Source organism: Kamptonema sp. PCC 6506 (genome assembly GCF_000180455.1).
Lineage (GTDB): Bacteria > Cyanobacteriota > Cyanobacteriia > Cyanobacteriales > Microcoleaceae > Kamptonema > Kamptonema formosum.
Map to the genome: position 1 here is coordinate 1 of NZ_CACA01000350.1, position 13,835 is coordinate 13,835.

Below are 13,835 nucleotides of genomic sequence, written 5' to 3' on the forward strand. Positions count from 1 at the left end.
GAAAATAGCTTAGTTTTCTCGCATCAAAACCACGAAGCCTTGCAAATGCAACGAAGCAATCTGTCAAAACCACGAAGCGTTGCGAGTGCAACGAATAAATTTCCCCAAACTGATAATACAGCGAAGCATTGCAAGTGCAAGGAAGCAATCTAACAACTCAAGACTCCCTATCTCCCCCATTCTCTTTAATTCTCCCCCGCTCCCCCGCCCCTCGCCCCCTCCCCCCATCTCCCCCCATCTCCCCCGCCCCCCCCCGCTCCCCCGCCCCCCTCTCTTTCCCCTAGCCCCCCTAGCCCCTTCTTCAAAATGACTCCTACTCTCTTCGGTCGCTGGCAGACTCGGTTATTACTATTTGCAACTGTGGGAGTTGCAGTAACAATACCTTTTTTTTTAGGATTAATTGGCTCTAAATCAGGTTGGATATTTTTCTGGATACTAGGATATATAGGGATTTTTGGATTGATTTGGGATGTTTTATATATTTACATTCAGCAGTTCCGGTGGGATCGAGATTGGCCGGGAGCTTTTCAATTGTTGAGCGGTGTTTGGGAAGCTATTTTTTTGGTGTTTTTGATCGAAATTCTGGGTTTACCAGGCATAGAGCAGGAGGATTTTGATTTAGCCGCCTTTGGCTTGCACTATAGTTTAGTCTGGGTGACAATTTATCTCGCGTCGCAAACATTACTCCGAGTTTTATTTCCCTACTGGCGTTTCCGTGGCGGTCAATGGTTTTAAGTTATTTAACTTAAATTTAAGTCGTTGTAAGATTAAGCTCGCGCTGTATTTGCTCGATATCAATAATATTAAGAGATCGTTAACATCTCTCTAATCACTCAAAAATAGAGTATAATTGAAATCAATATTTAAAATTAGGGTAATTTGCTGCCATTCGTGGGTTATGTGGCATCAAAAGCTCTGCAAAATCTTCAGACTAGAAAAAAAATAAATTTTCTGAATGCTTGCCCATAAGTCGGAAAGTTTTTCAGGGGGGATCTAGTAGCTGTTAACTCTGTAGAGAACTAATATGGATAATAATCAGGTTCAGAATCAAAGTCAAGCTAAGGAGTCTCAAGTAAAGGAAGCTAGAGTAGATGAAATCAAGGCAAATTTAGGAGAACATACTATAGAAACTTACGGGCAAGCCTTTGCCAATTACAAGTATGTAGATGAGAAATTGCGAGAAACAATTAAAGAACTATCCGAACTAAAATTTGCACTAGATAACTCAGCGATAGTTGCCATGACTGATGCCAAAGGCATTATCAGCTATATCAACGATAAATTTTGTGAAATATCTAAATATAGCCGCAAAGAGCTGATTGGGAAAACTCACAAAATTATCAATTCTGGCTATCATTCTCAAGAATTTTTCAAGGAATTTTGGCAGACTATTACCGCTGGTAAAGTTTGGAAAGCTATAATTAAAAACCGGGCCAAAGATGGAACATATTACTGGGTAGATACCACCGTCATACCCTTTTTAGATGAAAGCGGGCAACCCTATAAATATTTATCGATCAGATATGAAATCACAGAGGCTAAGGAAGCAGAGGAGGAATCTCGCAAACAGGCGGAACAACTGGAAATTGCCCTAAAAGAGCTAAAAATTACTCAATCCCAGCTAGTTCAAGCTGAAAAATTATCGAGTTTAGGGCAATTAGTTGCTGGAGTTGCCCATGAAATTAATAATCCTGTCAGCTTTATCTATGGAAATCTTGTTCATGCTAATGAGTACATTCACTCCTTGCTAAAATTGCTGAATCTTTACCAGGAAAATTATCCGAATCCAGTCCCAGAGATTAAAATGGTAGCTCAGGAAAGTGATGTAGATTTCTTAATAGAAGATTTGCCAAAACTACTAAGTTCGATGAAAATGGGGGCGAACCGGATTCGCGAGATAGTTTTGTCTTTGCGGAACTTTTCAAGACATGATGAAGCTAAAATGAAGCCAGTTGATATTCACGAAGGCATCGATAGTACGCTGCTGATTCTACAAAATCAACTTAAAAGACAAGGTAAACTTGCTGAAGTTCGCGCGATCAAAGAATATGGTAATCTGCCGCTAGTTGAGTGCTACCCAAGTCAGTTAAATCAGGTATTTATGAATATTATTGCTAATGCAATTGATGCTTTAGAAGGATTCAGAATTAAGCAACTCCAAGTAATGAAAAACAAGGAAGAAGAAATAGAGGTTTATTCTCTTTGCCCGATTCCTACAATTAGGATTAAGACTAAAGTGGGAGAGGAAAATCAAGTCATAATTTCTATTATTGACAATGGATGTGGGGTAGAACCAGAAGTTATGCAACGGCTATTCGACCCATTTTTTACAACAAAAGATGTAGGAAAAGGTACTGGCTTAGGGCTGTCTATTTCTTACCATATTATCGTCGAAAAACATAAAGGTAAGTTAGAATGTTTTTCACAGCTTGGCTGTGGAACTCAGTTTGTAATTTCGATTCCTATTTCTCAGCAAGATCGCGTCTAGAATGAAAAAATCTTACTGTATTTTCTCTTTTTTCGCAGGCTCAGGCTTTCTCGATTTAGGTTTTGAGTTGAGTGGTTTTAAGATAGCTTATATCAATGAAATTTTCTCGCCATTTATGCAGGCTTACCGTTACTCTCGTAAATGCCTAAATCTGCCATTGCCAGAATATGGTTACTCTGAAGGAGAGGAGGCAGATGTAACGCGACTGACAGCAGGAGAAGCAGCGCTAAAGTTGCGAGAATTGATGCAGGATGCCCGTAAAAATAATGATATTATTGGGTTTATTGCTGGGCCGCCTTGTCCTGACTTTTCTGTTGGTGGAAAAAATCGAGGTCAGGAAGGGGAGAAGGGTAAGCTTTCTGCTGCTTACGTTGAGTTAATTTGTCAGCAACAGCCTGATTTCTTTTTGTTTGAAAATGTTAAAGGTTTGTGGAGAACTCAAAAGCATAGAGTGTTTTTTGAGGAGTGTAAAAATCGGCTAAACCAAGCTGGCTATGTATTGACAGAGCGCCTAATTAATGCAATAGAATATGGAGTGCCACAAGATAGAGATAGAATTATTTTACTAGGTTTCCGTAAGGATTTAATTAAGGATAGGGGCATCAAACTTGATGAAGTTGGGGGAATGTTGCCTGAAGGTGTTTTTCCTTGGAATAGTCAGATTATATATCCCAAGTCCCAGGCTTTTGCTTACTCTTGGCCCTCTACGAATTCATTTGAAGAAAATTCGCTGCTTCCTTGTGCAAATGGCATTCCTCAAGAGTTAACAGTTGAGTTTTGGTTCCAGAAAAATGATGTGATGAATCATCCCAATGCTGAACATTGTTTCAAGCCGAAAGCCGGGATTAAGCGCTTTGCTGTTGTTGATGAGGGAGATGATTCGAGAAAGTCATTTAAGCGGCTGCATAGATGGCGTTATTCACCGACAGCCTGTTATGGGAATAATGAAGTGCATTTACATCCTTACAAAGTTCGTCGGCTATCTGTCGCGGAGGTGTTGGCTATTCAATCTTTGCCTAAAGAATTTGTATTACCGGCTTCGATGACGCTAAGTAATATGTTTAAAACTGTGGGAAATGGTGTACCTTTTTTGGCGGCGAAAGGAATTGCCAAAAGTATGATTGAGTTTTGGGAGAGAAGTGAGTATAAAGCTTACAGTACCAGTGAATATATTCACAGTTCATTGACAACTGCTATATAATCTATCAAGGTTTAAAACCTTGATTCTCTAAATTGCCGACAGCCTACTATGACCGCCACTCCCCGCCGCTATCACATTACCACCTTCGGATGCCAGATGAACAAAGCCGACTCGGAACGCATGGCCGGCATCCTAGAAGATATGGGTTTCGAGTGGTCTGAAGACCCCAATGAAGCCAGCTTAATTCTCTACAATACTTGTAGCATTCGGGACAGTGCCGAACACAAAGTTTATTCCTATCTGGGAAGACAAGCCGGCCGCAAGCGTGTAGAACCAGAACTGACTTTAATTGTTGCTGGATGCGTGGCCCAGCAAGAAGGCGAAGCGTTACTGCGGCGAGTTCCTGAATTAGATTTAGTGATGGGGCCGCAACACGCAAATCGCTTACAAGATTTACTTGAACAAGTGTTTGATGGCAATCAGGTAGTTGCTACAGATGCCGTCCATATTATGGAAGATATCACTAAGCCGCGCCGCGATAGTAAGGTGACAGCTTGGGTGAATGTAATTTATGGCTGTAATGAACGCTGCACTTATTGTGTAGTGCCGAATGTGCGGGGTATTGAACAGTCGCGAACTCCTAAAGCAATTCGGGCAGAAATGGAAGAATTAGGTCGTCAAGGTTACAAGGAAGTAACTTTATTGGGGCAAAATATTGATGCCTATGGTCGCGATTTGCCCGGAACAAAACCCGATGGTAGCAATCAGTATACCTTGACTGATTTACTTTACTATGTAAGCGATGTGCCGGGGATTGAACGGATTCGTTTTGCAACTAGCCACCCGCGTTATTTCACGGAAAGGTTAATTAAAGCTTGTGCAGAATTGCCCCAGGTATGCGAACATTTTCACATTCCCTTTCAATCGGGGGATAATGACATTTTAAAGGCGATGGCGCGGGGTTATACTCAGGAAAAATATCGCCGGATTATTGAGACAATTCGTCAATATATGCCGGATGCTTCAATTAGCGCTGATGCGATTGTTGGTTTTCCTGGGGAAAGCGAAGCACAGTTTGAAAAGACGCTGAACCTAGTAGTTGATATGCGGTTTGATTTGGTGAATACGGCGGCTTATTCGCCTCGGCCTGGAACTCCAGCAGCTTTGTGGGATACCCAGTTAAGCGAGGAGGTAAAGGCTGATAGGTTACAACGTTTAAATCATGTGGTTACTCAGACGGCAATGGAACGTTCGCAGCGCTATCTGGGACGTATTGAAGAAGTGCTAGTAGAAGACCAAAACCAGAAAGATGCAACTCAAGTTATGGGTCGAGGACGTGGCAACCGTCTGACATTTTTACGGGGAAATATTGAGGAGTTAAGGGGTCAGCTAGTGCAGGTAAAAATCACTGATGTTCGTGCCTTCAGTTTGACTGGCGATCTCTGGTATAATGGCTCAGTTTCATAATTTGCAATTATAGGTTCTAAAATGAAGGGATTAAAACCAGTTAATGTTGACCAGTACAGTCAAGTTAAAAAGTTGCTTGGCTTAATGCTAATTTCGGGAGTTTTAGGGATTAGCTTTTTTGGTTGTGCTCAACCAACTCCTGAAGCTAATGAACCGGCAGTAACTCCAAAACCAACGGCAAGTGCAACTCCGCAACCTAATTCTACAACTCCTACATCTCAAGCGAATCAAACAACTGTAACTCCAAAACCAACGGCAAGTGCAACTCCAAAACCTAGTCCCACAACTCCTACATCTCAAGTTAATCAAGTACCTCAATCTGAGTTACCAAAGCCTAATGCACAAGGAGACTATCAAAGAACATCTCATAAATATTGGCAAATTGTCGATCCAAGTGGCAAAGGTGTTACTTGCCGAATGGGAAAATCTTCGATTGAACAAATACAAACTCCTGGTAACTCTGTGGTCTTAGATATTCCTAACTGGCCTGTAATTGGCACTTTTAAACAGGGGCAAAATTTTGAGATTAACTCTGGCCCGGCAGGATTTGGCGTATTGCTTGACAATAACAAACAACCCTGGATTTACGTAGAAAAAAGCTCGGTTCAAGGTGCCCCTAGTAAATGTTTTGTTCGGGCTAATAGCAGTTCTGTCAAACCAGTGCAGAAGTCATAGCTAGGGGCTAGGGACTAGGGGCTAGGGGCTAGGGAAGAGAGAAGAGGGAAAAGCTTACGACCTAATGGTTAGAGTCGATAGGAGCGTTGCCACTCCTACCTCTCCTTCAGAACCGGACGTGATACTTTCGCATCATCCGGCTCCTTGATAATTCCACCTTATTGATGTTCCCTTTTCCCCTCTTTCTTGCCCAGGCTCTTAGCTTTTGCCATGTCAGGTCGTCAACCTTTGAGAAGGTGTCCTTACTAACGACTGTCGAGTAATAGTTTGACCATCCCCTAATGATTGGATTGAGCTTACTGATTAAAGCAGCTTGAGGGGGGGTTTTGTGGGTGTCTATTACTTCAGCAATCTTGGCTAGATGAGTCTTAACCTTGGTTGAGGCGATGGCACGCCATCGAACTCACGTTCTTTTAGGTGCTATCTATTCTGCGATGGAGGTTATGTTCACACGATTTATAGAAACCTAAGCTATAAATCCTATCCATTTACCTTTTGGTCAGAGCCTATCAGCCTAATTTGGCTCTTTTTCGTATAACGCAGTTTAAGCGATAGTTCACTTTCGTTCACCATTAGGGAACTCCCTCTAGCACTTGTCCGCCTTAGACTGGCGGTTTCCGTTACCAACGCGAGTCTGCACTCCGACTATTTCGTTACCTACTGGGTCGTGACCGGACTTGCTTTGAGTCTTTTACGTGAGGGTAAGGGGTGTGAATCCCTTAGCGGAGGCGGCTCCGCATACTAAACGACCATTTCAGGTCGCGCTGGGTTAAACGAATCGCACGATTATGAACCAGAGGTAAGAGTTGGAGTTGCCCTAAACGACGAAAGCGGTTGCGATCGCAAATCCAGGGCTTATATCAATTCCGGTGCAGCCGGAATTGATATTACGCATTACAGTGCTGCCGCCGTCTTAGTGTTATCCTTAACCGCCTAGAGGTATCTTGTACTGTCTTCCCTCTTCCTTCTTCCTTCTTCCTTCTTCCCTCTTCCTTCTTCCTTCTTCCCTCTGCTAAGCAATTTAGCTTAGTCTTTTTAGGTCAAATAGACAATGTATTGAAGAGAAAGTAGAAAGACAATGAATAAAGCAACAGAAAAGGAGATGATACATCATGTCCACCAAAAGCCACATCCTCCCGCTGCAAGAAGTAATCAGCAAAATTTTAACATCCCGCCAAGTTACAGGCATAGACTTCAACCTCTTGAGCTTAGCGTTGCTATCAGATATCCTTGACGACGAAGAGAAAAACTCAGTTCACAGAGTATTTTATGCTTTGCGGAGAGATTGGTTAATTTTAATTGATATCTCAGATGAACAACTGAAGTCTATCAAGTCTTGGCTTCAAACTAATGTATTTGCTAAAGCCTAGTTTTTGACCAATTCTAATTGACAATTCCTGTAACTTTAGAATGAAGAATCAAAAATTCTGATGAATTTTTGATTCTTCGTTTTTCATTTTTCATTTTTCATTTAAAGTAAATTTGCTTCTTGAGAGGCAGCTATAGCCCGGGATCTCGCCGCAGCTATCTAGGTTCGATCCTCCTGCTATGGTTAGGGGGCTGATGGGGGTGATTCCTCAGTGCTATTGTCCCCTAGCCCATTGGACTATGCCAGCAGTATAATAGTCTGTGCTCTGAAAATGTTGCTTTGTTCGGGTCGATTGCTCCTAAAACACGACGATCGCGATCGCCAATGATAGTGTATAAATATAGGGTGCGATTCGTTTCCTCGAAACAGTAGAAATACTCAGGGATTAAAGGCTAAGTTCATAAAATTTTGCTAACTTAGCAAGCGATCGGCACGACCTACCAAGCCCTGAGATTTATAAAGATTTGTAAAAAAAGAAGCCTCCGATGGAAACGTGAGTTTTAATCCAGCCAACACCATAACATAAGGAGATTTAAAGATGTCGTTTAACATAAATGAACTCGCAGAAGGGGGAAGGGGCATAAAACTCATGTGGCAGCTAGCAGATGAGCTAAGTTATACGCGCACTGCGGCTAGTCGAAATTGTTTGATGATTACAAAAACTTATGAAGAAATAATTTCTTCGCCCCCAAATATCGAAAAAGGGAATATTTTAGAGCGGTTGATTGAGTTTCTCTACCCCTGGAACCCCTTAAAAGACAAAGAGAATAGCGAACTGGGTGGCGACTTACTTATAAAAAAAATTCGCCTCCAAGTCAAGACTGAGCTGAGTGCTTTAAATGAAGTTTTGCAGTGGTACGATCAGTTAGGTAAATTACCAATTCCTAAATTAGTTTGGTGGAAGTGCCAGCTAGCTTTAGCAGAAGGTTTTACTAATGCGGTACGTCATGCTCATCGGGGTATGCCTTTGGAAACTCCTATCAAACTGGAAATCTGGGTATTTAAGGGACGGTTAGAAATCAGAATTTGGGATTGTGGACAGCCTTTTGATTTGGAGGCTAGGGTGAGAGAAATTAGGGAAAGAGAGCAAATAAGTTGCTTTGAATCTGAAGGTTTAATCGGCGAGCTGCTGGTGCCGAGCACGGTAGAAAATTAAAATTGTCAGGTTTAAAAATTGCCAAAACCATCCCATTTTGGAAAAAGACCTAATCCCCAGTCCCCTCTCCACCTCTCCCTACCCTCTCCTCAAAGGAGAAGGAATAAGAAATAATTTTTTTTGGGAGGGGATTTTTTTACTTCTACTGATTCTCCTGAATTAAATCTACGATTAAATCAAAACGAAAATTATTTACTAAATGTTCGAGAGCGCTAATAATCTGTGGGTATTCCTCTCTAACTTGATTTAACAAGATAAAAATCTGCTTTTCATCGAGTTCCGTAGCCGCTTGTTGTAGTTCTGCTGTCCAATTTTTCGGCATTAATGCCATCGCTTCCATCGTCAAAACTTCTCCAATTTCTGAAATAAGTTGTCCTGACAAAAGCATATCGTTCGATTCTGGATGCTCTTGATAGAGATAGCTCACTTCCAGGTGTTTTGCCATCATTTCTAAGATAGCTTCATCTCGGAAAGGCTTGCGAACAAAATCGTCACAACCTGCGGACAAAACCTGAGAACGCTCCTCTTCAAAAGCGCTGGCTGTAATCCCAATAATTACTGTTTTCTGACCTCTTAAATGCTCTTTATCTTTAATGTATTTGGTAGCTTCGTAGCCGTCCATCACGGGCATTCTCATATCCATCCAGATCAAATGCGGCTCCCAATTCGACCATAACTCAATAGCTTCTCGACCATTTTCTGCTTCGCACACCTCGAAACCAATGGCTCTGATTAAAGCAACTAATAGTAGGCGATTTTCATAACGATCTTCAACTACTAAAATCCGATAATTAGGCTGGTTTGGCGCTAAACCAATGACTTTTTGCTGGGGTTGAGAAGTTTGAATGTCTCTCGCTTCTACCATTATAACTGGGATATCAAATGTAAATGCTGTTCCCCATTTGAGAATACTCCTAACAGCGATATCTCCTCCCATTAGTTGCACAAATTTCTGGCTGATAGGTAAACCTAATCCACTTCCTTGTTGAGATTTCCTACCTGTTTCTGTTTGGGTGAAAGCTTCAAATAGTTGGTTGATTTCTTCTGGGGAAATGCCAGGGCCCGTGTCTTTAACTTCAAACTGAAGGCATAAGGAAGAAGTAATAGGGAGCAAGGATGAAGGATAATTTATACTTTCTACCCGATCTGTCAACTCTAATCGATCGGAAATGCTGGCATTAGTTGCAATTTCTTTGTTCCTTACTCGCAAGGTAACACTACCTTTTTCTGTAAATTTTACGGCATTTCCCAAGATGTTGATCAAGATTTGTCGTAATTTACCTTCATCTGCTTGTACGTATTGGGGAACGTCGGGAGCAATGTCAAAGATTAAGTGTAAACCCTTAGATTCGGCTTTTAATCTGAGCATTTCTTCTAAACTGAAAAGCAAGCCAATTAAGTCAAAGTTGCTCAGATTTAGCTCTGCTTGCCCGGCTTCAATTTTAGACATTTCCAGAATGTCGTTGATTAAATTCAGTAGGTGTTCGCCAGCACGATTGATAATGCCTAAATTTTCTTGTTGCTGTTGGTTGAGTGTAGGATCTCGACTCATAACTTGAGTAAATCCCAAAATCGCATTTAAGGGAGTTCTCAATTCGTGGCTCATGGCTGCTAGAAATTCGCTTTTGGCGCGGTTGGCGGTGTCGGCGGCGATGGCAGCTTGTTGCAATGCCACTGACTGCTTTTGGGTCTGCGCTAGCAGTTCTGCTTGCTGCAAGACTACTCCTAATTGAGTTCCAATTTGAATTACAGTATTAATTTCTGTTTCGCTCCAAATTCGGGGGCCTGAATTTTGATAGCTTGCCAGTAATCCCCAAAGATTTTGACCGCAAAAAATGGGAACAATTATGTATGCTCTGGCTTGAAATTGCTCTAAAAGGTTGACATGACAAGGTGTAAACTCTGCGGTATAAATATCTTCTATTACTAGGAAATTAACTTTGTAAAAATTCGCTCCGCCATTGTTTTCTTGCAAATAAGGATCGGCTATGTTTTCAGAATTGCTAAGCAAGATTTTGAACGGCCAATTTTCGCGATCGAAATAACCATCTTTGAGATGGGGTTCGCCGTTTTGTTCCCGAAGTAGAGAAATCCAGCCGGGAGCCACAGACTCGGCGACAAAATTTCCGCTCCAGTCAGGGTTGAAGCGGAAGATGGCGGTGCGATCGCATTTAATTAGTTGCCGCAGCTCAACGGCTACGGCGTTGAATATAGTGTCAAAATCTAATGTCTGCCGTATTTTTTGAATGATTTTAGCGATCGCTTTCTCCCGCTGAGCACTCTCCTGTAATGCTAACTCTGCCTGTTTGCGATCGCTAATATCGACCCAATAACCAACGCACTCAATGGGATTGCCGGCTTCATCTTTCACCAGGCGAATGCGATCGTAAACCCAGCGGTAAGTCCCGTCTTTATGGAGAAAACGATATTCATAAGAGTCTTCCCCCTTCGACAACAGCAGAGAAAATCTGGCAAAGACACCCTTGGCATCTTCTGGGTGAAGGTGACTTGCCCAAAAATTGCTATCCTCTAGAAATTCTCGCGCGTTCCATCCCGCAACCGCCGTGACATTTTCGCTCAAGAATGCAAGTTTGCCATCTGGGGAAGGTTTGATGCTATATATCACCGCAGGACTAGCAGCAAGTAAATGTTGCAAGCGTTCTTTTGCCGATCGCAATTCTGATTCGACTCGCTTATTCTCTGTAATTTCCACTACGACTGCTCCCACCCCAGAAAGTCGAGATTCCTGCTCAAAAATTGGAAAGTAAGAAATCACCCAGTCGCGAACAACACCTGGCTGACTGGGTACTTCACCCGATATTTCTAGATTGATAATCGCTTTGCCGGTAGCATATACCTGCTCATAGATCGGTGTTAAAATAGGTGCAAGTAATGGCACAATTTCGGAGATAGTTTTGCCGATGTGATCTTGTATAGAAACTCCATTAATCTCTGCGAGGACTTCGTTGATTTGCAGGAATTGCCACTGACTATTTACAATCGCCATTCCCACAGGAGCGCAAGTAAAAAAGGCGTTGAGTCGAGCCTCCCGCAAGGCTAATTCTTGTTCGAGAAGTTTGCGATCGGTGATGTCCATTAGTGTACCGAACAGCCGCAGGACTTGACCAGAATCACTTTGCAACACTTCGCCTCTGGCATTAATGTAGCGGATCTCTTTGTCCAGCCTAATAATGCGAAAGTCCATTTCGTAGGACTCTCCCAGAGTAATCGCGCTTTCTACTGTAGCTAGCCAGTGTACTCGATCTTCAAGATGAATTTGTTGTATGTGTTCCTTTAGAGTTGGGGTGGGATCTTGTGGAGCTAGGCCGAAAATTTCCCTGATTTGATCTGACCAAGTAATTCTTTGAGTGCTAATATCGAATTCCCAATTGCCAAGGTGAGCAAGAGATTGAGCTTGTTGCAATTGTTCTAATAGTTTGGCTGCTTGTGCTTCTGCTTGTTTTCGCTCTAGTTCCGCAGCCGCACGAGCGGCAAATATTTTCAAAATTGACTCAATCCCTGCATCTTTAGCCATTGGCTTGATGTCTAAAACAGCTAAATGACCGATGGCATTTCCTTCGGTGTTAATTAGCGGAATTCCCCAATAACTTTCGACATTGAACTCAACTAAATCTCGGTCGTTGGGAAAGAGTTGTTGCACGCTATTTTCATAGTAGCATCCTTGCCCTTGAAACACATTTTCGCAGGGTGTATCTGCCAGATCGTAGTCCATGTTTTCAATCCATTCACAGCCATTCCAAAATGCTAATGTCTGCACTCTGGTTTTAGCAGGGCTGATAATCTCAGTAATTAAAGAGTAACGGACTTGTAAAACTTCGGCTAGATAGCGGACGCAACGCCGCAAAAATTCGGTACCCGTGCTAGAAGCTGTACCCTCAACAATTAATTTTAGAGCTTCTTCTCTGTGTTTGCGCTCGCTGATATCAGCAATCCGAACTAGATATATTTTCTGACCCATGACATCAATTTGCTTGGCTACCAAGTTTCCCCAGAAAACATTGCCTTGTTTGGTTACATATTCCAGTTCGAGAGTGCAAAAACCGTTGATATCGATGGCTTCTAAGTCAGAAGTAAGGGCTTCTGGCTGATAAGTTTGGCGGTGAAGTGTATGCCCTTGAATATTAAGTAATTGCTCTTTACTTTGGGCTTCAAACATTTCTACTGCCCGCTGATTGCAGTCGAAAATTAAGTTAGTTTTGGGATTTACTAGAAAAATAGCATCGGCGGCGGCTTCGACGAGGGCGCGATATTTGCTTTCGCTTTCCGTGAGGGCGATTTCTGCCGATCGCCGATCGCGGATTTCTTGTTGCAACTGGATGTTTTGGCGGTTTTGTTCGATGCGGGCTTGTTTTTCTTGTTTTAGCAATTCTGCATGAGCGATCGCGATTCCCAGTTGAGCCGCGATCGCTTCTAAGAGTTCAATCTCCTCTGGCTGCCATTCCCGAAAGCGATCGCATTGATGCAATCCGATAATACCGTTGGGTTTGCCTTTGTAAGAGGTGCGGACGCTCAGCATTGACTTGAGGTTAAAATGTTCGCACAGCGCTTGAACTGTCTGCAACAGCGGTTCGCAAGTAACGTCGTTGGTGGCGATCGCCCGCTCTTGGGACAATACCTGTTCGGCGTGGGGATTGCCAGCAAGGGGAATCTCCACAAATTCGATCGCAGGGTAGCTGGGAGTCCAATATTCCGCAGCAGTCAGCAATTTGGGAGTTGGCAACTCTGTGTAGAAGAGAATTTGCGTCCGATCGCTATTAAAAGCCTTGCCCACAACGGCAGCGGCAGTCTTGAAGATTTGCTCTGGATCGATGTGGGAGCGAATTTGCTCGGTTATTTCTCTGAGTAGGTTACTGCGGTGAAGTTGTTTAGAAAGAGCAGATTCTGCGAGTTGGCGATCGCGAATCTCCTGAGAAAGTAACGCATTTTGCTGTGTCAATTGCTTTTGCAGCCTTGAAATTTTCAGTTGATTCTCCACCCGCACCAACACCTCTTCTGCCTGAAAAGGTTTCGTGATGTAGTCAGCACCGCCAGCAGCAAAAGCTTCCAACTGATCTAACATTTCACTTTTAGCGGTGATAAAGATAACTGGGATATCGCGAGTGCGATCGTCTGCTTTGAGTTGAGTACAGATTTCTCGACCTTCCGGTGGCGGCATAACCATATCCAGTATGATTAGATCGGGTCGTTGAGCCCGTGCCGCTGCCACAGCCAAGCGGCTGTCAGATATTGACCTGACGATATAACCTCGCTCGCTCAAAAAGCTGTCGAACAAGTACAAAATATCCACGTTGTCGTCAACTACTAAAATATTTGCAGCCGTCGCAGTTTGATAGTCGCTCATTGTTTAATTTGGGCTTTTGGACTCAATCTCAAAATTTGATATTTTTAAATTTTGGCTTGTTAAATAATAGCTAAATCAACTCTGGAATCATTTATTGATTTTTTTACGATAGTTCAAACTTTAACATATTCAGGACTCACCCAACACTAATAGTAAGTAAATCCACCTAATTAAACA

Annotated in this window: 10 protein-coding genes; 7 read left to right on the plus strand and 3 right to left on the minus strand. The window is 42.6% G+C overall.

Annotated features, from left to right (window positions below; all coding sequences use genetic code 11):
* The first annotated feature begins 306 nt into the window (after positions 1–306).
* The 5 genes from OSCI_RS24600 to OSCI_RS24620 all read left to right on the plus strand — a co-directional run bounded on the left by OSCI_RS24600 (position 307) and on the right by OSCI_RS24620 (position 5,771).
* On the plus strand, positions 307–735 hold the full coding sequence (locus OSCI_RS24600; protein WP_007357910.1) for a hypothetical protein: 429 nt from the start codon (positions 307–309) through the stop codon (positions 733–735).
* Between the two features lie 289 nt (positions 736–1,024).
* Positions 1,025–2,488 (plus strand): PAS domain-containing sensor histidine kinase, encoded by a 1,464-nt coding sequence (locus OSCI_RS24605; RefSeq protein ID WP_007357911.1) that lies wholly within the window; start codon positions 1,025–1,027, stop codon positions 2,486–2,488.
* Position 2,489: 1 nt separating this feature from the next.
* Positions 2,490–3,689 (plus strand): DNA cytosine methyltransferase, encoded by a 1,200-nt coding sequence (locus OSCI_RS24610; protein WP_007357912.1) that lies wholly within the window; start codon positions 2,490–2,492, stop codon positions 3,687–3,689.
* Positions 3,690–3,737: 48 nt separating this feature from the next.
* Entirely contained in the window at positions 3,738–5,096 is a 1,359-nt protein-coding gene (gene miaB / locus OSCI_RS24615) for a tRNA (N6-isopentenyl adenosine(37)-C2)-methylthiotransferase MiaB (RefSeq protein WP_007357913.1), read from the plus strand.
* Between the two features lie 21 nt (positions 5,097–5,117).
* On the plus strand, positions 5,118–5,771 hold the full coding sequence (locus OSCI_RS24620; protein ID WP_007357914.1) for a hypothetical protein: 654 nt from the start codon (positions 5,118–5,120) through the stop codon (positions 5,769–5,771).
* A gap of 106 nt (positions 5,772–5,877) precedes the next feature.
* Here OSCI_RS24620 and OSCI_RS28835 read toward each other — a convergent pair whose 3' ends face one another.
* Positions 5,878–6,159, minus strand: coding sequence for a group II intron maturase-specific domain-containing protein (locus OSCI_RS28835; protein ID WP_267879552.1), 282 nt, complete (start codon positions 6,157–6,159; stop codon positions 5,878–5,880).
* Positions 6,160–6,883: 724 nt separating this feature from the next.
* Here OSCI_RS28835 and OSCI_RS24625 point away from each other — a divergent pair.
* Entirely contained in the window at positions 6,884–7,141 is a 258-nt protein-coding gene (locus tag OSCI_RS24625; protein WP_007357915.1) for a hypothetical protein, read from the plus strand.
* 410 nt (positions 7,142–7,551) lie between these two features.
* On the opposite strand, the gene OSCI_RS30395 is transcribed toward OSCI_RS24625, so the two are convergent.
* Positions 7,552–7,692, minus strand: coding sequence for a hypothetical protein (locus OSCI_RS30395; RefSeq protein WP_155523401.1), 141 nt, complete (start codon positions 7,690–7,692; stop codon positions 7,552–7,554).
* Between OSCI_RS30395 and OSCI_RS24630 the strand changes: the two genes are divergently transcribed.
* Positions 7,679–8,296, plus strand: a complete 618-nt coding sequence (locus OSCI_RS24630) for an ATP-binding protein (RefSeq protein WP_019487425.1) — start codon at positions 7,679–7,681, stop codon at positions 8,294–8,296. The two genes, OSCI_RS30395 and OSCI_RS24630, sit on opposite strands and share 14 nt — an antisense overlap.
* Before the next feature lie 142 nt (positions 8,297–8,438).
* On the opposite strand, the gene OSCI_RS24635 is transcribed toward OSCI_RS24630, so the two are convergent.
* The gene (locus OSCI_RS24635) at positions 8,439–13,658 is read right to left on the minus strand and encodes a response regulator (RefSeq protein ID WP_007357917.1); all 5,220 of its coding nucleotides are present in this window, start codon (positions 13,656–13,658) and stop codon (positions 8,439–8,441) included.
* Between the last annotated feature and the right edge of the window lie 177 nt (positions 13,659–13,835).

Coding starts and splice junctions, on each gene's coding strand:
- OSCI_RS24600 (WP_007357910.1), top strand. CDS start 307: ATGACTCCTACTCTCTTCGGTCGCTGGCAGACTCGGTTATTACTATTT.
- OSCI_RS24605 (WP_007357911.1), top strand. CDS start 1,025: ATGGATAATAATCAGGTTCAGAATCAAAGTCAAGCTAAGGAGTCTCAA.
- OSCI_RS24610 (WP_007357912.1), top strand. CDS start 2,490: ATGAAAAAATCTTACTGTATTTTCTCTTTTTTCGCAGGCTCAGGCTTT.
- miaB (WP_007357913.1), top strand. CDS start 3,738: ATGACCGCCACTCCCCGCCGCTATCACATTACCACCTTCGGATGCCAG.
- OSCI_RS24620 (WP_007357914.1), top strand. CDS start 5,118: ATGAAGGGATTAAAACCAGTTAATGTTGACCAGTACAGTCAAGTTAAA.
- OSCI_RS24625 (WP_007357915.1), top strand. CDS start 6,884: ATGTCCACCAAAAGCCACATCCTCCCGCTGCAAGAAGTAATCAGCAAA.
- OSCI_RS24630 (WP_019487425.1), top strand. CDS start 7,679: ATGTCGTTTAACATAAATGAACTCGCAGAAGGGGGAAGGGGCATAAAA.
- OSCI_RS30395 (WP_155523401.1), bottom strand. CDS start 7,692: ATGTTAAACGACATCTTTAAATCTCCTTATGTTATGGTGTTGGCTGGA.
- OSCI_RS24635 (WP_007357917.1), bottom strand. CDS start 13,658: ATGAGCGACTATCAAACTGCGACGGCTGCAAATATTTTAGTAGTTGAC.